This window comes from Chitinophagaceae bacterium, from assembly GCA_016699815.1.
GTDB lineage: Bacteria > Bacteroidota > Bacteroidia > Chitinophagales > Chitinophagaceae > Ferruginibacter.
Genome location: CP065012.1, coordinates 1814848 through 1838052, shown reverse-complemented (window position 1 = coordinate 1838052; position 23205 = coordinate 1814848). Strand labels below are relative to the sequence as shown.

The following is a 23205-nucleotide window of genomic DNA, read 5'->3' as shown; positions in this document are numbered from 1 at the left end:
AATAATTTAAATTAACAGTCGTCGTTTGGCCAAAGGCGAGATGACAACAGAAAAATATTTACTTCATCCTATTGGCAAAAACTTCTTCCATGTATTGCCTTTCTTTCCTGTAATTTTAAACTGTGCAGGATATCCATTTCATATTAAAAAAATATTGGGGTTTTAGCAATTTCAGGCCCTTGCAGCAGGATATTATTGAAGCCGTATTGCAAAAAAACGATGTACTTGCGCTGATGCCTACAGGCGGCGGCAAGTCTATATGCTTTCAGGTGCCGGCAATGGCAATGGAAGGCATTTGCCTGGTAATAAGCCCGCTTATTGCCTTAATAAAAGACCAGGTAGAAACCCTGCAGCAAAAAGGCATTAATACCCTGGCCATTTACTCCGGTATGCATTTTACCGAAATAAAAAAAACGCTTCAAAATGCCGCTTATGGAAATTATAAATTTTTATACTTGTCGCCGGAAAGGCTGCAAACCCGGCTTTTTAAAGAGTTTTTACCTGCTATTAACCCTTCGCTAATTGTGGTGGATGAAGCGCATTGTATTTCTCAGTGGGGTTACGATTTCAGGCCTTCGTATTTACGCATTGCCGAAATAAAGGAAGAGCTGCCCAGTGTTCCCATTATTGCATTAACCGCATCTGCCACAGCAAAAGTGCAGCTTGATATTTGTGAAAAACTGCTCTTTTCAAAAAATTATAAAAAATTTCAGCAATCTTTTGAGCGGCCCAATTTAACGTACAGTGTTTTTAACCCCACATCCAAGCAAACCAAATTGCTGGAAATAATCAACAACACTTTGGGCAGTGCACTGGTATATTGCAAAAGCAGGAAACAAACACAGCAAATTGCCGAAATGCTGCAAATGCACAAACATTCGGCTGGCTTTTATCATGCTGGCCTAAGCAATAAAGAGCGCAATAAAAAGCAGGAGCAATGGATAAAAAACAAAATTCGCATTATGGTTTGCACCAATGCATTTGGCATGGGAATAGATAAACCCGATGTGAGGGTGGTGGTACATTTTGATGTGCCCGATTGCCTGGAAAATTATTACCAGGAAGCCGGAAGGGCCGGCAGGGACGGCAAGCGCTCTTATGCCGTGTTGCTTTATAATTACGGCGAAACAGATGCATTGCAACTTAAGGCCAAAATAAAATTTCCTGCGCCGGAAGAAGTTAAAAAAGTGTATACGGCATTAATGAATTACCTGCAGGTACCCGCTGGCTCTGGCGAAGGAATAAGTTATGCTTTTGACCTTGCAGATTTTTCTCAAAAATTTTCTCTGGATAAATTTTTAAGCGCCGGTGTAATTGAAATGCTTGGCAGGCAGGAGCTGCTTACCTACAATGAACCGGGCTTTAATTTTTCTACATTGGTTTTTACCTGCAGTAAAAAAGATTTGGAAGATTTTATAAAATTGCATCCCGGCTCCGATACCATTATCAAGGGCCTGCTCCGTTCTTATGAAGGTATTTTTGATTACCCGGCCACTATTTTCGAAAACGCACTTTCCCACTTTTTAAAAATGCCAAAGCAGGATGCTGAGAAGCATTTAAAAGCCCTGCATCATTATCAAATTGTAAATTATTCGGCACAGCCCGATAGGCAACAAATAACACTTTTACAAAACCGCATGTACCTTGATGATTTTAAAATAGACAGCCAGCGAACGGAAACCTTAAGGAAACATTATATGGAAAGGCTGGAATTTATGATTGCTTATATCCGTAATACAAAAGAATGCAGAAATAATTTTATCTCCGGCTACTTAGGCAGTATAGAAAAAATGCAGCCATGCGGTATTTGTGATAATTGCATTGATGCAAAAAGCAAAACCGGCCTTAACCATAAAAAATTTCGGCAAATATCCGGCAAAGTATTAGAAATTTTACTACAAAACCCAGCGCCTGTTAACAAGCTTTTAACCCTGCTTAAACCCAGCTCAGAGAAAGAAATTTGGCAGGTTATTGATTACATGATGGCTGAAGGACTAATAATAAAAGAAGCTGGAAATGAAATATTAGCGCTTAAACAATAGGCAGTACATAAAATAAAAAAGGGACCAAGATGGAAATCTAGTCCCGCTTTAAAATCCAATATCCTATGAAAAACCAAGGCAAATATATTAGCAGTTTTACAAAAAACCAAGCTTTTTTTACAGTTTTTGTAGAATATGTACTACAAATTTATCCACATTTTTACAAATTTCATCTATAAGCCTAATAATCAATAAGTTAACAGATAGAAATATTTAGATACTTATAAAAAAAAATTAAAACGTTTATTACCTGTAATATTAATGTGTTATTAAAAAAATAATCCTTTTCTTCTACGTTTTGTAGTTCCGCCCAAACCCAAAGAGCCCAATAATGAACGTACAATAGTATTTCCCGCAGTTCTCATCATACTTTTTACTACTGTATTGCTGGCCACTTTTTCCAGGGCTGAAGGTTCTTCTTTACCAGATTTTGTTTTTTCGGCAGGCGCATCTTCAGCAGCAATTTTCAATTTCTCAGTAAGTATTTCATAGGCGCTTTTGCTGTCGGTTTCGGCATTGTATTTTGCAATAAGTTTGCTTTTTGCATTTAGGGAAGAAATTTCGCTATCGGTTAAAATATCCATACGGCTTCTGGGGCTACAAAGCATTACGTGTACCAGCGGCGTGGGTATTCCTTTTTCATTAAGCAGGGTTATAAATGCTTCGCCAATGCCCAATTGAGTAATTAAATCTTCGGTTTTATAAAATTGAGTTTCGGGGTAATTATCTGCCGTTTGTTTTATGGTTTTTCTGTCTGCTGCAGTAAACGCCCTTAAAGCATGTTGCACTTTTAAACCAAGCTGGCCTAGTATGCTTGCCGGCACATCCATGGGGTTTTGGGTACAAAAGAAAATGCCAATGCCCTTACTGCGTATCAATTTAATAATGGTTTCCAATTGCTCCAGCAAAGCCTGGCTTGCTTCCTGAAAAATTAAATGCGCTTCATCAATAAACATTACCAGCTTGGGTTTATCCAAATCGCCTTCTTCGGGCATAGTTGCGTAAAGCTCGGCAAGCATTTGCAACATAAAAGTGCTGAACATTTTAGGCTTGTCCTGTATATCGGTTACCCTTAAAATATTAATCTCTCCCCGTCCGCTATCATCAATATGCAGGAGGTCTTCTACCTCAAAACTTTTTTCGCCAAAGAAAATATCAGCGCCCTGTTGTTGCAGTTCAATTACCTTTCTTAATATGGTTCCGGTAGAGGTAGTGGATATTTTTCCATATACTTTTTCAATTTCTGCCTTACCTTCTGCCCCTATATATTGCAATACTTTAATAAAATCTTTAAGGTCGAGCAATGGCATTTGGTTATCGTCGCAATATTTAAAAATAATAGCCACAAGGCCGCCCTGTGTATCATTAAGGCCAAGTATCTTGCTCAGTAGTACCGGGCCAAATTCGCTTACTGTAGCCCTGAGTTTTACGCCATCTTTGCCGGTAAGGGTGAGTAGTTCGGCAGTAAATTGGGCCGGCGTATAGGATAATTTAAGCTTTTGATAGCGTTCATTTATTTTATCGTTAGCTTCTCCTTTTGCTGCAATACCACTCAGGTCGCCTTTAATATCCATAAGCAAAACGGGAACACTGGCATCGCTCAAATATTCGCTGATTAACTGCAGGGTTTTTGTTTTACCCGTTCCGGTTGCGCCGGCAATTAAGCCATGCCTGTTCATAGTTTTAAATGGTAGGAATACCGCTGCTTCGCTTACCACTTCACCATTTAAAATACCAGCGCCAATTTGAGCGCTTTCGCCTTTAAAAGAATAGCCATTTTTAATAATTTCAATAAATTCTTCTTTTGTTGCCATACTTATAATATTATATTCGGAAAGATACGAAGCAGCAGGTATTTAAATAAAAGTTTATTCAACTTTTCACCGTTTAACACTACAAATTTTCCTTTAATCGAATATGACGGGAATATTAAAATTCACTGCCACGATTGTCCTACATTTGTAACCTTAATTTTTAATCATGAAATAAGCCATCCCTCTAGTTGTGAGATCATTTGAACAATGTTTAATGGCGAATTACGTGTGACAATTGAAAACAATAAAAATAAACACATGAAAAAAAATCTTTTTCTTTCTTTAATTTTATGTGCAGCATTGCCTGTTTTTGCTCAAAAAGTTGCCTTTACTGAGTATAATTTAAAAAACGGCTTGCATGTAGTGCTTCACCAGGATAAAACGGCCCCGGTAGTTGCTGTATCAGTAATGTACCATGTAGGCAGTAAAGATGAGCAACCCAACAGAACCGGATTTGCCCACTTTTTTGAACACCTTTTATTTGAAGGAAGTGAAAATATAAAGCGTGGTGAATTTATGAAAATTGTTAGCAGCAATGGCGGTCAAAACAATGCCAACACCACACAGGACCGCACTTTTTATTACGAAGTATTTCCCTCTAACCAATTGGCAACCGGTATATGGCTGGAAAGTGAAAGGATGCTTCACCCGGTAATTAATGAAATTGGCGTAAAAACCCAAAATGAAGTAGTAAAAGAAGAAAAAAGATTAAGCAATGATAACCGGCCTTATGGCAATATTATTAGTGATGCATTTGCAAACCTATTTACAAAGCACCCTTATAAATGGACACCTATTGGCAGTATGGCCGACCTTGATGCAGCAACTCTCTCCGAGTTTCAGGCCTTTAACAAGAAATATTATATACCCAACAATGCCGTATTGGTAATTGCCGGTGATATTGATATTGCCAAAACTGAAAAATGGGTAAAAGAATATTTTGAAGGGATACCTGCCGGTGAAAAAATTATAAAAACTAAAATAACCGAAGACCCGATTACCAAAGAAATAATTGATACTGCATACGACAACAATATCCAAATTCCGGCTATTCTTTGTGCATGGCGCACACCCGGAATGACGGATAAAGAATCTAAAGCGCTGGAAATGGTATCTGCTGTATTAAGCCAGGGCCAAAGCAGCCGACTCTATAAAAAAATGGTAGATACCAAAAAAAACTCCCTTGCTGCTGGCTCCTTTAATTACGCCTTAGAAGATTATGGCGCATATTTTACTTTTGCCATACCAAATAATAATACGCCTTTAGATACTTTGCTAAAAGACATTGATGAAGAAGTTGCAAAAGTGCAGGATTCATTAATTAGCGAAACCGAATATACCAAACTGCAAAATCAATTTGAAAATAGTTATGTAGGCGCCAACAGTAAAATGCTGGGTGTAGCCGAAAACCTGGCAAACGGATACACTTTTTTTCACAACACCAATCAAATTAATAGTGAACTGGATGAAATAAGAAAAATTACCAGGCAGGATTTACAAAATGTAGCCAAAAAATACCTGAACAAAAACCAGAGGCTGGTATTGTATTACCTACCCAAAAAGTAAAGCTGCTACTTTTAAATATTAATTTAACCAACAGAATTAAATATACATTGTAATGAAAAAAATTATTCCGCTTTTAATAGGTTTGTTTTGCTTGCAAATGGGAATTGCCCAGGTAAAAAAAACCACTACATCCAAAAAGAAAACAGTAAAGAAAGTACAACCCGTTTACAATCAGGGCACACCTGTAGACCGTAGTAAAAGGCCAAAGCCCGGGCCTGCGCCAGTTATTACACTTAAAGACCCGGTAATTTATAACTTACCCAATGGCATTACACTATTGGTGGTAGAAAACCATAAACTTCCCAAAGTAAGGGCCAGTTTTTTTGTTGACTACGGCCCGGTATTTGAAGGCGAAAAAGCCGGTACGCTTGATCTTGTAGGAAGCATGCTTGGCGAAGGCACTACCCAAATGCCCAAGGATAAATTTGATGAAGCTGTAGATATACTGGGTGCAGATGTAAACTTTTCTGCAAGTGGCGCATCTGCAAGTGCACTTACCCGGTATTTTGAAAAAGCTTTTAGTTTAATGGCAGAGGGTCTGCAACATCCTGCATTCACCCAGGAATCTTTTGACAAATTAAAATCAATGACCATTACCGGCTTAAAAACCGAAGAAAAAAGTACGCCGCAAATTGCATCCAGGGTTTATAAAGCGTTAAGCTATGGCAAGCAAACGGCACAGGGTGAATTTACTACTGAAGAATCGGTAAAAAATATTTCGCTGGATGATGTAAAAGTATCTTACAAAAATTTCATAACACCTTCCCGGTCTTATTTAACCTTTGTAGGCGACATTACAGCAGCTAATGCAAAAGCGCTTACCGAAAAATATTTGGGCAAATGGGATGGTAAAAAATTACCGGTTCCCACAGCGCCAAAAGCAGAAAACCCTGCAAAAACCGAAATAGATTTTATAAATATCCCTACAGCAGTACAGGCAGAAATAAGGGTGGGCAATATTGTAAACAATCCATTAAGCAACCCCGATTATCATGCCCTGTTATTAGCCAATTATATTTTGGGTGGCGGTGCAGAATCTAAATTATTTATGAACCTTAGGGAAAAACACGGGTTTACTTATGGCAGTTATTCCAGTGTAGGCAATGGCCGTTTCCCAGCTTTATTTACGGCAACAGCAGCCGTAAGAACAGAAAAAGTAGATAGCGCTTCATCAGAAATTTTTAAAGAAATACTTGCCATGAGAGATGGAAAAGTAACTGCCGAAAACCTGGCAAATGCCAAAGCGCTGTACAACGGTAGCTTTGCATTGGGCATGGAAGACCCTGCAAAAACTGCAACTTATGCAAGCAATATTCTTATTAACGGTTTAGAAAAAGATTTTTACCGTACATTTCTCCAAAAAATAAATGCCGTAACACTGGATGACATTAAAAGGGTTTCTGCAAAATATTTTAGTGAAAATAATTCAAGGATATTAATTGCTGGCAATGCAGATAAAATAATACCTGGTTTACTTAAGTATGGCTTCCCCATAAAAAAATACGATAGGTTTGCCAATCCTGTTGTGGAAGAAGTAAAAGAAGTAAAAGCTGACCCATCTGTAAAAACTACCGATAAAATTTCTGCTTTTGATATTGTTGATAGTTACCTCAAAGCTATTGGAGGTAAAGAAGAATTGAAAAAAATAAACAGCAGCTTAACCAATCTTTCGATGGATGTAATGGGGCGCAGTTTCGATGGTACAGAAAAAAAGATGTTACCCAATTCTACAGCTATGGAATTAAAAATGGGAACCATGACTATTTTTAAACAAGTATTTAACGGCACCAGCGGTTACCAGCAGCGAGGCCCGCAAAAGAAAGACCTCGATGAAGAAGAAACAAAAGAATTGAAAGATGAAAAAGGTATTTTTCCCCAACTCAGTTATTTGAGCAGCGATTATAAACTGGATTACCTTGGCTCCGGAAATTACAATAACGAAGCTACATATCGCTTAAAAGTGGTGATGCCCAGTGGCAAAACATCCATACAACAATATTCAATAAAATCGGGCCTGTTATTACAGGAAGAAGCAACCACTGCAGATGGTAAAGTAGAAACAACGGTGTATAACGATTACCGCAAAGCAGGTAACTTTACCGTACCCTTTGAATTAATCAAAAACCGTGATGAGCAAGAGGTTACCTTTAAGGTTACCGACATTAAATTTAACGAAGGCGTAAGCAGCCAGGATTTTCAATAATTAATTAAATAAATATTTTTCAACGGGTTGTAAAAATCAACCCGTTTTTTTATGTACCTCCATAGCCCAAAAAAGCAGTACTGTTAAGCGTTTCATAAAGCCTTAAAGAAATGATGAACGGCAAAAAAAAGAAAAAAACCAACGCTATCTTCGTAAAAGGATTTTAAGTATAGCCATTAAAAACAGTTTATGAATTTTAAAAAAATACTACTGTCTCTACAGTTGTTATTCTTTTCCACGGTTGCATTTACGCAAACAAAACCTCCCTTAGAGCTTCCTGCTTATAAAACTACAAAACCTATAAAAATTGACGGGCTTTTAAATGATGAAGCCTGGAAAGATGCGCCGGTAATGAAAGACATGACGGAGTTTCGCAGGAACCCAGGAGCAAAAGAAAGATTTGCTACCCGTACCATTGCCTATCTTATGTACAATGAAACAGGTATTTACTTTGGTACATACTGTTATGAAAATAGTAAAGATAGCATTGCAAAAGAACTTTCCGGAAGAGATGGATTTGGCACCAATGATTATGTAGGACTTACGCTTGACACTTATTACGACAAGCTCAATGGATTTGAATATTTTGTTACGCCACTCAATGAGCAATGGGATGCAAAAATGTCTCCGCCTTCACCCAATTCCGAATCAGAAGATTTTTCGTGGAATGCGGTTTGGGAAAGTAATGTAGCAATACATAATGACGGCTGGAGCTTAGAAATGTTTATTCCCTTTTCGGCCATTCGATTTGGCAATAAAGACGTTCAGGATTGGGGCTTAAATATTACCAGGAGGCGAAGAACAAGTGAGGAACAATATACCTGGAACCCAATTGACCCAAGGGTAAATGGTTTTCTCACACAAGAAGCAGTATGGAAAGGCCTAAGCATTGGTAAGCCGCCAATAAGGTTGCAATTTTCTCCCTATTTTTCTTCGTATATCAATCATTTTCCATCGCCTGATCCTGTGGTAAAAAGTTGGTCATCGTCTGTAAATGGCGGAATGGATGTAAAATTCGGCATTAACCAGGCATTTACATTAGACATGACGCTGATACCCGATTTTGGACAAGTACAAAGCGATAACCAGCAACTTAACCTTAGCCCATTTGAAATAAAATATGCTGAGAACAGGCCTTTTTTTACAGAAGGAACCGAATTATTCGGTAAAGGAAATTTGTTTTACTCCAGGCGTATTGGTGGATTTCCGGTAAATTATATTACAGTTCAAGATCAGTTACAGCCCAATGAGCATATTGTAAAAAACCCTGTAGAGACTAAATTAATCAATGCCACAAAAATTTCAGGCAGAACGCAGAAAGGGTTGGGTGTAGGTTTTTTTAATGCTCTATCCAATCCACAATATGCTATTGTAGAAGATGATAGCTACAGGCAACGTAAAATTGAAACCAATCCACTCACCAATTATAATATCCTTGTTCTTAATCAATCTTTAAAAAATAATTCAAGCATTAGTTTGATTAATACCAATGTATGGAGAAGCGGTAAAACCTATGACGCCAATGTAACAGCAGCGCTTTTTGATTTTAACGATAAGAAAAACCGTTGGAACTATGGCGGCGAAATTGCCAGCAGCAACATTTTTAATACCGGTCAAAACGAAAAAACCATAACAGGGTTTTCAAGCAAACTGTATTTTGGAAAATCAAGCGGGCGCTTTACGTTTATAATAAACCAGTCGCTTAGTAATGCTAAATATAACAGCAGGGATATGGGCTATTTCACTTTTAATAATTTTTTAGACCATAGTATGTACATGGGTTACAATTGGCTAAAACCCACAAACTGGTACAATAAGTTATTTTTAAATTTCAATTCTTTTTACTCCCGGCAACTTGATCCATCCAGGTACAGATCGGCAGCGGTGAATGTTAACGCAAACACACAATTGAAAAACTTATGGAATGCAGGGGCAATGGTAGGCTATGAACCGGAGTACAACGATTTTAATGAACCCAGGGTAGAGGGAAGGTTTTTCAGGGGATGGAAAAGCGCCTACGGTAACCTTTGGGTAGAATCCAACGATGCAAAAAAATATAAGGCTAATATAAATTTATTTTACTTAAACCGAAGTTTGTTTAATGGATTTATGTACGAGTTTGAGTTTTTCCATCGCTATAGGTTTAATGATAAATTTTCCATTGCTCATGAATTGGGCATAGAACCACAGGTTAATAATATAGGTTTTGCAAGTATAGATGGCAATGATATTATTTTTGGAAGAAGGGACAGGAACGAAATAGAAAATGTGTTGAATTTTAAATACAATTTCAATGCAAAATCGGGCATTAATACCCGGGTAAGGCATTACTGGAGCAAAGTAAATTATAAGCAATTTTATACCCTTCAAAATAACGGCTCTTTATTACCCAATTTTACATACGGCCAAAATGAAAATAAAAATGTAAACTTTTTTAATATTGATTTTGTGTACACCTGGCAGTTTGCCCCGGGCAGCTTCTTAAACCTGGTATGGAAAAATTCTATTATGGAATTCAGGGATGAAGTGGAGAAAAACTATTTTCACAATATTGGCAATACGCTTAAAGAAGACCAGAACAATAACCTTTCCTTAAAAATTATTTATTACCTGGATTACCTGGATTTAAAAAAGTGGAAAAAGAAAAAATAGCGCTACATATTTCTCCTGTACTGCCCACCTACACTGTATAATGCATTAGTAATTTGCCCAAGTGAACAGTATTTTACTGTTTCCATTAGTTCTTCAAACAGGTTGTCATTGTTTACAGCCACTTGTTGCAATCGCTTGAGCATTGCTGCACTTTCTCCAGAATGGCGTGCTTGAAATGCTTCCAGAGTTTTTATTTGAAATTCTTTTTCATCGGTGGTACTGCGTATTACCTCTTGTGGTAAAATAGTTGGTGAGCCTTGCTTGCTTAAAAAAGTATTTACACCCACTAAAGGATATTCGCCAGTGTGCTTTAGGGTTTCGTAATAAAGGCTTTCTTCCTGAATTTTATTACGTTGATACATGCGCTCCATAGCGCCCAATACTCCACCTCTGTCTGTAATGCGGTTGAACTCATGTAACACGGCCTGCTCTACCAGGTCGGTAAGTTCTTCTATTAAAAAAGAGCCCTGGTTGGGGTTTTCGTTTTTGGCGGTACCCAGCTCCCTGTTAATAATTAATTGAATGGCCATAGCCCTGCGCACACTTTCTTCCGTTGGTGTGGTAATAGCTTCATCGTAAGCATTGGTGTGGAGCGAATTACAATTATCGTAAATGGCATACAATGCCTGCAAGCAGGTGCGTATATCATTAAAATCTATTTCCTGAGCATGTAAAGAGCGGCCGCTGGTTTGAATATGGTATTTTAATTTTTGACTCCGGTTGTTTCCTTTATACTTATGCTTTAAGGCTTTGGCCCAAATACGGCGTGCCACACGACCTATTACGCTGTACTCGGGGTCCATACCATTGCTAAAGAAAAAAGAGAGGTTGGGAGCAAAATCATCAATATGCATACCACGGCTGAGGTAATACTCTACATAAGTAAAACCATTGGCCAATGTAAAGGCCAGTTGGGTTACCGGGTTGGCGCCAGCTTCTGCAATATGGTAACCACTAATGCTTACACTGTAAAAATTCTGCACTTTATGATCTATAAAATATTGCTGCACATCTCCCATTAATTTTAAAGCAAATTCTGTTGAAAATATACAGGTGTTTTGCGCCTGGTCTTCTTTTAAAATATCAGCTTGAACCGTACCTCTTACTGTACTAAGCGCTTTTGCTTTTATAAGTGTATACACTTCTTCGGGCAGTACATCTTTACCACTTAATCCCAGTAAACGTAATCCCAGGCCATTACTTTCGCCGGGCAGGCTTCCTTTTAGTTCTCCTTTTTCTGCAAATACCGGTTGCCCATCTGCCCCAAGGTATTTGGGCAAATTTTTTACTTTGTATTTTGACTCGATAATTTTATTGACCTCTTCTTTTAAATTGTTGTTAATAATATATTTCTCACAAAGCTGATCAATAGCGGCGTTCATAAAAAAGGCAAGTATTATAGGCGCAGGCCCATTAATGGTCATACTCACCGAAGTTTTGGCATCGCATAAATCAAAGCCACTGTATAATTTTTTGGCATCATCTACGGTGGCAATGCTTACCCCGCTATTGCCCACTTTGCCGTATATATCGGGGCGGTAAGCAGGATCTTCGCCATAAAGGGTAACGCTGTCGAATGCTGTGCTCAGGCGCTTTGCAGGCTGGCCAAGGCTTACATAGTGAAAGCGGCGGTTGGTTCTTTCGGGCCCGCCTTCGCCGGCAAACATACGGGTAGGGTCTTCGCCTTCTCTTTTTAAAGGAAAAACTCCTGCGGTAAAAGGAAATTCGCCGGGCACATTTTCCTGCAACTGCCATTTTAAAATATCGCCCCAGTCATTGTATTTGGGCAATAATACTTTAGGTAAAATTGTACCCGATAAACTTTTATACGTTAGTGGTTGTTTAATAATTTTATCCCTTACTTTAAACTCGTAATATTCTTTACTGTAGCGTTCTTTTGTTGCCTGCCAGCTATCAAGTAATTTTTTATTTTCAGTTGTTAATTTTTCTTCTAAAGTTTTCTTTAACTTTTCTAATTCGTCTTTTACTGTTGCAGAGAGCAATGCGCTTAAACTATCAATATGGTATAATTGCCTGGCCATAGCTGCCTGTTCATTTACCCATTTATCATAGCTGTCTATGGTTTCTGCAATTTCTGCCAGGTACCTTACCCTTTTAGGAGGTATGATGGTGGATTGGTTGCTCGTATCTTTATTATGTGCATGGTGCGCTACATGGCCTTTAAAAGTAACGCCGGTTTTTTCTTCCAACTTTTCCATGAGCCTTTCAAACAATTCGTTTACGCCAGCATCGTTAAACTGAGCAGCAATAGTGCCTACTACGGGCAATTCTTCATCTTTAGCGGTCCATAAGGCATGGCTGCGTTTATATTGCTTGCGAATATCATGCAAGGCATCAAAGGCGCCGGCTTTGTCAAACTTGTTTAGGCAAATTACATCGGCATAATCCAGCATATTTATTTTTTCCAGTTGCGATGGTGCGCCATACTCCGGCGTCATTACATACATGCTGATGTTGCAATAATCTAAAATAGAAGCATCACTTTGACCCACGCCGGCGCTTTCTAAAATAATAAAATCAAACTGAGCTGCACGGCAAATATCAATGGCTTCCTGTACATACTGGCTCAGCGCCACATCGCTTTCACGTGTTGCCAGAGAGCGCATATAAGCCCGTGGGGAGGAGATGGCATTCATGCGGATACGGTCGCCCAGCAAAGCGCCGCCGGTTTTCTTTTTACTGGGATCAACCGATATTACCGCAATTGTTTTATCGGTATAATTGTTTAAAAACCTGCGTACAATTTCATCGGTTACGGATGATTTGCCTGCACCGCCTGTGCCGGTAATGCCGAGTACCGGAATTTTTTTATTAAAATTATCCTGGTCTATTTTTATTCCGTTTTCTACATTAGTTATTTTACGGGCAATAGTTCTTACATCTTTTACTTCGCCCAAAGTCATAGGGCTTGTATAATTGCCGTTTCCATTAAGGCTAAAATCACATTCTTTTACCACATCTTCAATCATACCTTCCAGGCCCATTTTACGGCCATCGTCGGGGCTGTAAATACGGGTAATGCCATAGGCATGAAGCTCTTCAATTTCTGCAGGCAAAATGGTGCCGCCACCGCCGCCAAATATTTTTATATGCCCGCAACCGTTTTCATTGAGCAGGTCTTTCATGTATTTAAAAAACTCTACATGGCCGCCCTGGTAACTGGTAATGGCAATACCCTGCACATCTTCCTCTATGGCACATTCCACAATTTCTGCCACGCTCCTGTTGTGGCCGAGGTGAATTATTTCTGCGCCTTTACTTTGTAAAATGCGGCGCATAATGTTAATGGCGGCATCGTGGCCATCGAATAGAGAAGCGGCTGTAACAATGCGTACTTTATTTTTTGTAGAAAAACTCATAGATGTTAAAATATGGAATGAAGCAATCAAAGGCAGATAGCTGCTATTGGCAAATTTACAACTAATGGGTTATTTCTTTTGTTCGGGCTTTCTTTTGACCCAACTGGCTATGTCTGCTGCTACCCCAATAGATACATTGATGGTTCGGGCATCTACAAACTTACTGTTTAATAAAAATGCAGCTCCCAGTTGACCCTCCAGTTGCAGGTAGGGCAACTTTTTAAAATGATAATTTACCAGCAAAGCAGGCTCCCAAAATGATATCCATCCCTTTTCCAAATCTTTTAATTTATAAAGGTCCAGTTGTTGCTCGTTGTAATTAGTTTTAATATTACGATAATCTATAAAACTAATTTTTGAGGCAAATGCAATGGAAAATTGCTTTCTTAATTTAAATAATAATGCCGGCTGTATACTCAATTTAAAAATTGAGGCTTCATGAAAATACTTAGGGGAAACGCTGTTTCCGTTTACGTCGTAATCTTTAAACCGAAAATTACCGAGGCCTGTGCTACCCATCAAATAAAAAAAAGATTTTTGGCCGGCGTTCACTGGGGTAAAATATCCCAACGCCATTTCTGCTAAATTTCTTTTATATCGGATGAGTTCCGGCAAAGAATTACTGTTGTCTCTATTGCTATTTTGCTCGTTTCGGTAAAAAAAATTGAATTGGGTAATTACATGATTGCTTATGGCATAAGCTGAATGTACATCGAGCCCATTTGAAGTTGCTTTGCCAATTTCCACTATTTCATTATTGCTACCGGCGTTGGTTGAATATAAAATGGCCAGCCTGGAATCACCTTTTTGGGTAAGCGTTGCAACATTTTGCGCAGGCGGGCTGTACACATACCGTGGTGTGTAACAACTTAAAAATAATATTGACATTAAAAGAAAAAACGATATGGTAAAAATAAACTTCAAACTTTATGCATTCGAAAGCTAAGAGCAGCAAAGTCCTCGATACTTAACTGCTCTGCCCTTTTATCAAAAATATTTTCTTTTAAAACTTCGGCGCTAAATAAGCTTTTTACGCCGTTACGCAAAGTTTTACGCCTTTGGTTAAAGGCGGTTTTAACCAGGTTTTTATATGCTTTGGCCGATTTCATTTTCAGCACATCCTTCTTACGGGATAATTTAATTACGGCGCTCATAACTTTTGGCGGGGGATTAAATTTTTCCGGAGGCACATCGAACAAATAGTCAATTTTATAATAAGGCTGAATGAGTGCGCTGGTAACTCCGTATATTTTATTGCCCGGGTTTGCGGCAATTCTTTCGGCTACTTCTTTTTGAAACATTCCAATAATAAAAGGTACTTCATCCCTCCAGTCCAGCAATTTAAATAAAATTTCTGTAGATATATTGTAGGGAAAATTTCCAATTACTGCAAAGGAACCGGCAAAAGGCTTTTCAATCCCTAAAAAATCCTGCTGTATAATTTTTCCTTTTAATGCCGGGTAATTTTTTTCCAGGTAAGCTACTTTTTCCTCATCCAGCTCTACAGCTTTAAAATTCACAGATTGCAGGTGAATTAAATGCCTGGTAAGCGCACCGGCTCCGGGGCCTACTTCGAGCAAATTGGTAAACTGCTCTTGCTTTAAAGCATGGATGATATCTATTATTACGGATTCATCTTTTAAAAAATGTTGGCCCAGCGATTTTTTTAAGCGATACATTCTTGCAAATGTACTATAAAAAAAACCCCTGATAAACAGGGGCTTTTTTATAAAATTTTTATCAATAAATTTGTTTATTCTTTAATAAACTTCTGGTTACTCAGGGTTTCATTATTTTTATTGGAAACCTTTAATATATATATTCCTTGTGCAAGGCCTTTAAGGTTTAGCATCACTTCAATTGCACCTGGTGCAATAGTTGATTTTTGAACCAAAACTTTACGCCCTGCTCCATCTATAATAGAGAACGTAAGTTTTTCACTGGCAATTGTATTTTGAAACCTCACTTTCATGATGTCTACAACCGGGTTGGGATAAACATTAATGGCATAGAGAGCAAGGTTATTATTTATCCTTACGGTCCTGCTAAAAAGATAATTACCATTATGGTCAACCCTCCTTACCCTGTAATAATTATTTCCGGGTACGGGAGAATGATCGAGGTAGCGGAATGGCGCTGTAGTATTGGTTATCTGCCCAATTGAATTATAGGTAACACCACCATTTACAGATTTTTCAATTACAAAATGGTCAAAATCATCGTCAATAGCCGATTCCCAGTCGAGTTGAACCACTTTGCCAGGCAACATTTTTCCATCCAGGTTTATATAAGCAACAGCCAAAGGAGTAAGCACCGTAGATTTAAACAGCTTCACATTATCAATAAAAAAACCGTTGTCTCTTTCAAAAGCAAAAGCGCTTGCATCACTATCAGAGGTAAACACAAACCTGAACCTTACATTGGAGAAACCAATATAAGCACTGATATTATAGGTTTCTCTCGTCCATTCATTACGTATGCCAGTAAGCGCAGGCTGCCCGCCTAAAGTTCCGCCATTGGTTGTGTTATTTTCCATAACGGTTGTAGAGCCGCTTACTGCCGTCCAGGTAATTCCGTTAGTTGAAACCTGTAACTGCAATTTATCTCTAAAATTTTCGGACCTGTGCCAAATCCAAAAATTGATATAAGCTTCTGTTGCATCTGCAAGGTTAAAAAAGGTATTGCAGGTTACTGTTCTGGTTGAGCTTGTTGTATAATTTCCTAAAGGAGATTCGGTCATGGAATGTGTACCGCCAAAAGCAGACAGGGTAGTAAACCCCCAGTTGGCCGATCCTGAAGGAATTGCTGTCCAGTTTGTTGCAAAACTTCCTTCCATGTTCTCATTCAACATAGTAACCGGGGAATAAAATTTTATTACGGTATCATAAACTGCAATACCGCCTGCTTCTACCTTCCATACAAATTCAATTCTATGGCCTGCAGCAATTGATCCCGGCAAAGTATAATTAAAAGTTGCATCATAGGTATCAAAATAATTTGAAATGGTAGTGGTAATTGGCGGAGTTGAGGTAGTGATATTTAAAATAGGTATGAATGAAATAGTAACCTGGCCATTACCCAACCCTATTTTCCGAACCTGGCAGCTTAAGTTACCGGTAATATTGCCTGATGGTATTGCCATATCATCCAAATCCTGCACGTCATAATAAGCGCCTGCAGCATAAGCCAGTTGCAGGTTTTGAAAACAATTTTCTTTACAAAGTTGTATGATTTGGCTTACCGGTGCCCAAAAATTACCGCCACCTGCTTCACCTGTCATGCCATAAATTTTACCTTTTGAGCCAACACCAATATCGCCTAAAAGCAACCAGTCTTTAATACCACCGGCTACTTCATAGTTTACCGTTTCGGGGCTATTACCTGCACGGTGGCCATTATAATAACCCATCAAAGCCGGTATTGCTCTGTAATAAGCTGAATCTTCGTGGCTGTATGGAGCGTGTAAAGATGGTCTTCCATAAGGTAAAGAATAATATGGACCGTAACAGTGCTGATCTATAGAGTTTACAAAATTTCTTGAGTATACAAAATCTCTAATAGCCCTTGTTTCGGGCTCAGAAAATGCAGCTGTACCAAAATATGTATCACTGGTAGGATTGGTAGATCCGCAGGAAGAAGAAGCGCCGGCACAATTGGCAAAATCCACGCTATAATTCCTGTTTAGGTCAACCCCAATATTAGATGCACCACCGCCGGTATGCCTCCTGTTTTTACGCCATAAACCGCCGCCGGTTACAGGGTAGCCACTTGCGCCGCTATAATTATACATATAGCCTTGTGGGTTCACACAGGGAATTATAAAAATTTCCCTATTATCTACTAATTCTTTAATAATATTATCGGGGTTGCTGTAATTCTCTGCAAGGTATTGCATAAAGAAAATCATGCTTGTTCCACCTATAGCCTCTCTTGCATGTTGCATTCCTGTATATAATACTTCTGGTTCATTTTCGTCTACAGAAACATTATCGGAAATTTTTACTCCATAAATAGTTTGAGCTGGTGCTCCATCGGCAGCAACAGCTGTGGTGCCAATAGAATATACCGATACAAGATTGGGATAATTTGTGGCAAGTTGCTGCATTTTTGCCACCATATCGGCATAAGTAAAATAGCCCGGGTTGCTTGCAGAAGCGCCAAGTCTTAAAGTACCACCATTACCAAATAATGCAGGTGTTGCAATAATGTTGGCAATTCTCTCTGAGCCATCTCCCTGCAAAGGCGCCCTTCCTGTTGAAATTTCAGCAACAATATTCCTGTTTTCATCAATAGTGGCCTTAACTACATCATCCACTAAAAGCTCAAAAGGATAATGTGCATTTTTTAACGATTGTAGCTCTTCACTGTTTAATACCAGCAGCATAGCATTGCCTTCGTAATTGAAGTGGTCAATATTTAAATTATTGAAAGCAAACTTCCTGATTTCTTCTGAAGTTACAGGTAATTTAACCTTACTGTATTTTTCCTGTGCATGAGAAAGCATTGAAAATAAGCATGCACTAAAAAGCATCAGCCATTGTTTTTTACCGGTCATTGTATTGTTGGTTTTATATTAGGATTGAATTTTAAAACAGTTCTTTGTGTGTTTTATTTTACTACTATTAATGAGGTTTGCAGCACTTCATTGCTTAGTAGAATTTTAATATTATATACTCCGCTTTGCAAGCGCCCAACTCCTTCAAGGTTTACTGTGTTTATACCTTTTACTACTGCTGCTTTGTTCGTCATTACATACCTGCCGCTATAATCTATTAGGCTTATTTGCGCCATTCCTGCATTGGAAGCACCAAAACTTAGCTTTGCCATATCTTTTGCAGGATTGGGTGAAACCGTTATTGAATTTTTAGCTCCAAAATCTATTTTTTTGGTACCACTATAAAATATTTTACCATCTACTGCAATTGCCTTAACCCTAAAATAAGTAACCGGTACAAATGGATTTTCATCAACTGCTGTATATTGTGCAGCAACAGGGTTTAAGCTATTGGCCGGTTTTGCTGTAAGCATTTGCCAATAAAGCCCATCTTCACTTTTTTGCAATTCATAATGAGCAATACCTCTTTCTTCATTTATATACCACTCAATAGAAACTTTTTGTTGAGAAGTTTTTTGGACATTAAGCGTTATTTTTTTATTATCTAAAACCCTTACTACAAAAACCGGGTAATCTTCTATTTCGCCATTATCGGCATATCCATTAGGCGTAGTGGTAGAAAGCCCCTGGTCAGTAGTTGCAAACCTTAAGCGCATAAAAGTTGTATCATTAACTGGTACGGTAACATTAATACCGGGCCAGGTGAGCAAAATGGTTTGAATTCCAGGCGCACTACCAACCGTTACCGTTATTCCTTCTGTTGCTTCATATGTTCCACTACCATTGGCATCAATCCACGCTACAAGGGTAGCATTTCTGCCGGTTCTATTTAATACATCTGCATTTACCGAAAAAGTTGAAATGCCATTGGGAATTATTTGGATACCGGCGATAGCGTCTTCTTCGCCGCCATCACCGGTAGCATCTATAGAAACTTTCTTAGCCCACTCAATACCTACGGCAGTACCCAGCCTAATGCTGTCATTTCTTTCATGGGTTCCGGGGTCAAAAGCAGGCGGATCGTAAGAAGCTGGTGCATCTCCAAAATCGGTTTTTGGCTTAAAGGCTTCTGCGGCATCGCCCCAGCTACCAACCGGTAAATAATTATTATAACTCAAGTTACGGGTAAGAGGAACATTTACTGTGCCGTTATAATTATAAGGCACAATTGTGCCTGCACTAATAGTATTAGACGAACCGATATTATACACCCGGCCAAGATAATCTACACCAACCTGCCTGGGCACCAATGAACTTGGGCTATTATTAAAATGAACAGTGAGTCCGTTATTCATATCCTTATGATAAAAATCTTCATTACCTCCTGTCCTTCCATCAAAATCATATAATATACCATCGTAAATGCCAATATCACCCCAGTCGTGGATGTTAGATTGAGTTCCATAAACCTGGCTGGCATTGGGCAACGCTGCATAACTTGCATCAAAGTCTATTTTCCATATCATAGCTTCCCTGTCGGAAACAGATGTACCTGCTTCAATACCTAAATAGAGAGAACCATTAAAAAATGCTGCCGATCCAGATTCTACACCCTGGTCAAATAATGGGATATCCAAATTCCTTACATCATTTTCCACAATGCCAAGCGTATCCATATCATAATCATACCTTCTTAAAGTTCTTTGATTGGGATTTATAGTACCACCTGGGCCGGATAGGCTATAGGTATAATAAACCATATGGCGATATGGATCATAAGCCATGGAGTTAATATTATTATTTCCATTATCAAGAAATAAAAAGCGGGCAACACCATTGGCCACATTCACATAAAAAACAGAATCATCTTTTACTGTAAGCACATAAGCCGGCTGGCCGGTAAAAGGAGTTGAAACTGCATAATAATTACTGGGGAAGCTTCCGGTATAACAGGCAATTATATCCGAAAGCCAGAAAACACCATTTTCTGAACCTCCGGTACCACAACTGCTACTACAAGTTCCGCTATTAGTTACAGTAAGTGTAAAAGATGTTACCGGCCCTGCTATATCTACATTAATGGCTGCGTTGGTATTGTTATTGGCAACTGTTGTATTATTTGCCGAAGCTGTTGCCAAAACTGTACCAGCGCCTGCAATAGTTAATGTAGTTCCGGAAACCCTTATCATATTGGTGATAACAACAGGCACAACACCATTAAGTGCCGTAACGGCAACTCTCTGGTTCCTGTCTATATCATAAACTGAAAATTGAACATTTCTTACCGGCTGATCAAAGGTTACATTAATAACTCCATTACCTACAAACTCCACATCTGCGCCTGTACCATAAGAAATACCGGCGGCGGTATTGGTGGTATTATCCCCGGGATCCCTGGAGCCTGCATAATTATGCGTAATGGTTACTTTTTGAGTTCCAAAATAAACCTCTGCGTTTGGGATTGGGCCAATGTTACATAAGGTGTTGGTGCTACATAAGATCCTGTGTTGGGTATAAAGTCATGATAATCCCAATCTAACCTGTATTGATTATAACCACCAGGGCATTGTGCATTTAAGTCAACTGTTAAAGACAGTAAAACTAATGAAATGATAAAGTACCTTAATCGTGTAATTATTTTCATAATATTGGTTTTATAATAAGGTTAGGTAGCTTATTTAAAATAAATAAGTACAGGCATAGCAATACCCAACTATCATTAATAGTACAAATACGCATTAAACTGCTTATTATTGTATAAACGTCATAGATAATTTACTAAACACTTATTAATAGTAAGTTTACTTAGCATTTTTACCATCTAACAAAGAAAATACTAAGAATAAATACCTAATATGTAATTTTACAGTAAACAGCATGTATAATGATTAGTAATGAAAACAAACCTATAATTGGATTTACCTGCGGAGATATTAATGGCATTGGCCCCGAATTAATTATTAAAACATTAAGTGACAATAGGATTTTAGAATTTTGTACTCCGGTAATTTTTGCAAATAATAAAACTTTAAACTTTTATAGAAAAAGCCTGCTAGATACCCACTTTAATTTTTCTATAATTAAGGATGCAACCAGGATAAACCCCAGGCAGGTAAATGTATATCATTGCTGGGAAGAAGAAATAGCAATAACTCCAGGCCAAATAAATGAAACCGGTGGAAAATATGCAGCGCTAAGCCTTACTACGGCTGCAGAAGCGCTTAAAGGAGGAAAAATTAATGGCTTAATAACAGCACCCATCCATAAAAAAAACATTCAATCCCCGGCTTTTAATTTTACGGGCCATACGCCATATTTAAAAAACTTATTTGCTGCAAAAGATGTAGCCATGATGATGGTTGCCGAAAATATGAGGATAGCCTTACTTACCGAGCATGTGCCGGTAAAAGATATTGCCGCTAATATTTCTAAAGAAGCCATCATCAGTAAACTCAAGGTAATTAACGAATCGCTGAAAAAAGATTTTGGTATTACCAAACCTAAAATTGCGGTATTGGGCTTAAACCCACATGCAGGCGACGATGGGCTGGTAGGAAAAGAAGAAATAGAAATCATTAAACCGGCAGTTAAAGAGGCAAAACAAACCAAAGATATTTTTTGCTTTGGCCCATACAGCGCCGATGCATTTTTTGCCCGTGGCCAATATGAAAAATTTAATGCCGTACTGGCTTTGTACCACGACCAGGGCTTGATACCTTTTAAATCCCTTGCCGTTGGTGAAGGTGTGAATTTTACCGCAGGTCTATCTGCTGTTCGTACATCACCCGACCATGGCACTGCGTTTGATATTGCAGGCAAAGGCATTGCCGACGATGCATCCTTTAAAGCTGCGCTTTTTACCTGCCTCGAAATAATTTACAACCGTAACGAGCATAAACAGCAATATAAAAATCCTTTAAAGAAAATGAGCGCTGCTGTATTGAGAAATGCGGTAGATGAAAATATCCCTATAGATGAAAACGAATAAAATCAGCCCTCTTCTTTTTTAATGGCCATATAAGATTGCAGTGCATTTACATATTCTTCAAAGGCATTAATGCCCTTTGCCGTTATTTTACAAATGGTTTGAGGGTAATTATCTTTAAATTGCTTTACTACTTCAATATAACCTGCTTCTTTAAGCTTATTTAACTGTACACTTAAGTTTCCGGCAGTTGCATTTGTTTTATCTTTTATAAATGTAAACTCTGCTTCTTTAACACTTATTAATAAACTCATTACCGCAAGCCTAAGTTGTGAGTGCAATATGGGATCCAGTTCTTTAAACATTTAACGCCGCTTCTTTTTTTGCCAGCCTGTAAACTTTTTCCATTATTAAACCGGGGATAAACCAGGCCACAATTGCCGAAAATGCCGTAAGCAACAGATCAATTTTTACAGGCGTATATGCCGTAATAATTGCGCAAACCCAGCATATGATACCACCCCAAAGCATAGGCTTAAACCTGCATGCAGCGCCGGTTACAAAAGTAGGCAACCCATATAGGATTAGAAAAAAAGAACTGGTAAATTCACCAAACCTAAAAGCTGGTTTATGGCCAGCAAATACCGTATATTCATTAGCAACAGGTTCCCAGTTATAAAAAACCAGGTTGATGGAGTGTATCAACAAAAAAATACAAATGCCAAAAGCCATCCACAAAAAATCTATAAATCTGTCTTCATGTGCTTTTATTTTCTTTTCCCTGTTTACTTTCCTGGATATTAAAATTTGGGGTATAATTGCCAGCAGCGCCAGCAAAAAAATATCAAAGGGAAGCTTAAAATCATATTGGAGTTGCAAAAAACTCACTATTGAACATACTGCAATTACAATACCCCACATCATGGCGCCAATGCCGGTAGAATGGTATGATACCCTTGCTCTCGATATCATAGATCGTATGAGTTGGAAACCCTCTTCGTAGTTTAATTCTTTTTCTTCCATTTTAATGCGATTTTAAATAATGGGAACGCATATAATAACCGGGAA

13 protein-coding genes are annotated in these 23205 nt (G+C 38.4%); 5 read left to right on the top strand and 8 right to left on the bottom strand.

The annotated features are described in order from the left end of the window. The first annotated feature begins 122 nt into the window (after positions 1-122). Positions 123-2042 carry a RecQ family ATP-dependent DNA helicase gene (locus tag IPO46_08120; GenBank protein QQS62097.1) on the top strand — a complete coding sequence of 640 codons (1920 nt, stop codon included), beginning with the start codon at positions 123-125 and terminating at the stop codon, positions 2040-2042. A gap of 269 nt (positions 2043-2311) precedes the next feature. On the opposite strand, the gene IPO46_08115 is transcribed toward IPO46_08120, so the two are convergent. Further along, the gene (locus IPO46_08115; protein ID QQS62096.1) at positions 2312-3856 is read right to left on the bottom strand and encodes a DUF853 family protein; all 1545 of its coding nucleotides are present in this window, start codon (positions 3854-3856) and stop codon (positions 2312-2314) included. Positions 3857-4114: 258 nt separating this feature from the next. Between IPO46_08115 and IPO46_08110 the strand changes: the two genes are divergently transcribed. The 3 genes from IPO46_08110 (at position 4115) to IPO46_08100 (ending at position 10277) form a co-directional block, all read left to right on the top strand. Next, complete coding sequence (locus IPO46_08110; GenBank protein ID QQS62095.1) at positions 4115-5422, top strand: insulinase family protein; 1308 nt, start codon at positions 4115-4117, stop codon at positions 5420-5422. 52 nt (positions 5423-5474) lie between these two features. Further along, complete coding sequence (locus tag IPO46_08105; GenBank protein ID QQS62094.1) at positions 5475-7625, top strand: insulinase family protein; 2151 nt, start codon at positions 5475-5477, stop codon at positions 7623-7625. A gap of 189 nt (positions 7626-7814) precedes the next feature. Further along, positions 7815-10277: a carbohydrate binding family 9 domain-containing protein gene (locus IPO46_08100; GenBank protein ID QQS62093.1), complete on the top strand. Its 2463-nt coding sequence runs from the start codon at positions 7815-7817 to the stop codon at positions 10275-10277. Positions 10278-10279: 2 nt separating this feature from the next. Here the strand turns inward: IPO46_08100 and IPO46_08095 are convergent, their stop codons facing one another. From IPO46_08095 to IPO46_08075, 5 genes are all read right to left on the bottom strand, one after another. Then, complete coding sequence (locus tag IPO46_08095) at positions 10280-13657, bottom strand: methylmalonyl-CoA mutase family protein (GenBank protein QQS62092.1); 3378 nt, start codon at positions 13655-13657, stop codon at positions 10280-10282. A 69-nt stretch (positions 13658-13726) separates the two neighbouring features. Next, the gene (locus tag IPO46_08090; GenBank protein QQS62091.1) at positions 13727-14545 is read right to left on the bottom strand and encodes a hypothetical protein; all 819 of its coding nucleotides are present in this window, start codon (positions 14543-14545) and stop codon (positions 13727-13729) included. Positions 14546-14577: 32 nt separating this feature from the next. Next, positions 14578-15336 carry a ribosomal RNA small subunit methyltransferase A gene (gene rsmA, locus IPO46_08085; GenBank protein QQS62090.1) on the bottom strand — a complete coding sequence of 253 codons (759 nt, stop codon included), beginning with the start codon at positions 15334-15336 and terminating at the stop codon, positions 14578-14580. A gap of 74 nt (positions 15337-15410) precedes the next feature. Beyond that, a complete protein-coding gene (locus tag IPO46_08080; protein ID QQS62089.1) occupies positions 15411-18212 on the bottom strand; it encodes a T9SS type A sorting domain-containing protein in 2802 nt (933 codons plus the stop codon). Positions 18213-18265: 53 nt separating this feature from the next. Further along, the gene (locus IPO46_08075) at positions 18266-20545 is read right to left on the bottom strand and encodes a T9SS type A sorting domain-containing protein (GenBank protein QQS62088.1); all 2280 of its coding nucleotides are present in this window, start codon (positions 20543-20545) and stop codon (positions 18266-18268) included. Between the two features lie 551 nt (positions 20546-21096). Between IPO46_08075 and pdxA the strand changes: the two genes are divergently transcribed. Continuing rightward, on the top strand, positions 21097-22200 hold the full coding sequence (pdxA, locus tag IPO46_08070) for a 4-hydroxythreonine-4-phosphate dehydrogenase PdxA (protein QQS62087.1): 1104 nt from the start codon (positions 21097-21099) through the stop codon (positions 22198-22200). A 2-nt stretch (positions 22201-22202) separates the two neighbouring features. On the opposite strand, the gene IPO46_08065 is transcribed toward pdxA, so the two are convergent. Both IPO46_08065 and IPO46_08060 read right to left on the bottom strand, forming a co-directional pair. Further along, positions 22203-22502, bottom strand: coding sequence for a transcriptional regulator (locus IPO46_08065; GenBank protein ID QQS62086.1), 300 nt, complete (start codon positions 22500-22502; stop codon positions 22203-22205). Next, on the bottom strand, positions 22495-23160 hold the full coding sequence (locus IPO46_08060; protein QQS62085.1) for a hypothetical protein: 666 nt from the start codon (positions 23158-23160) through the stop codon (positions 22495-22497). The genes IPO46_08065 and IPO46_08060 overlap by 8 nt, the downstream gene beginning before the upstream one ends. Positions 23161-23205: the final 45 nt, after the last annotated feature.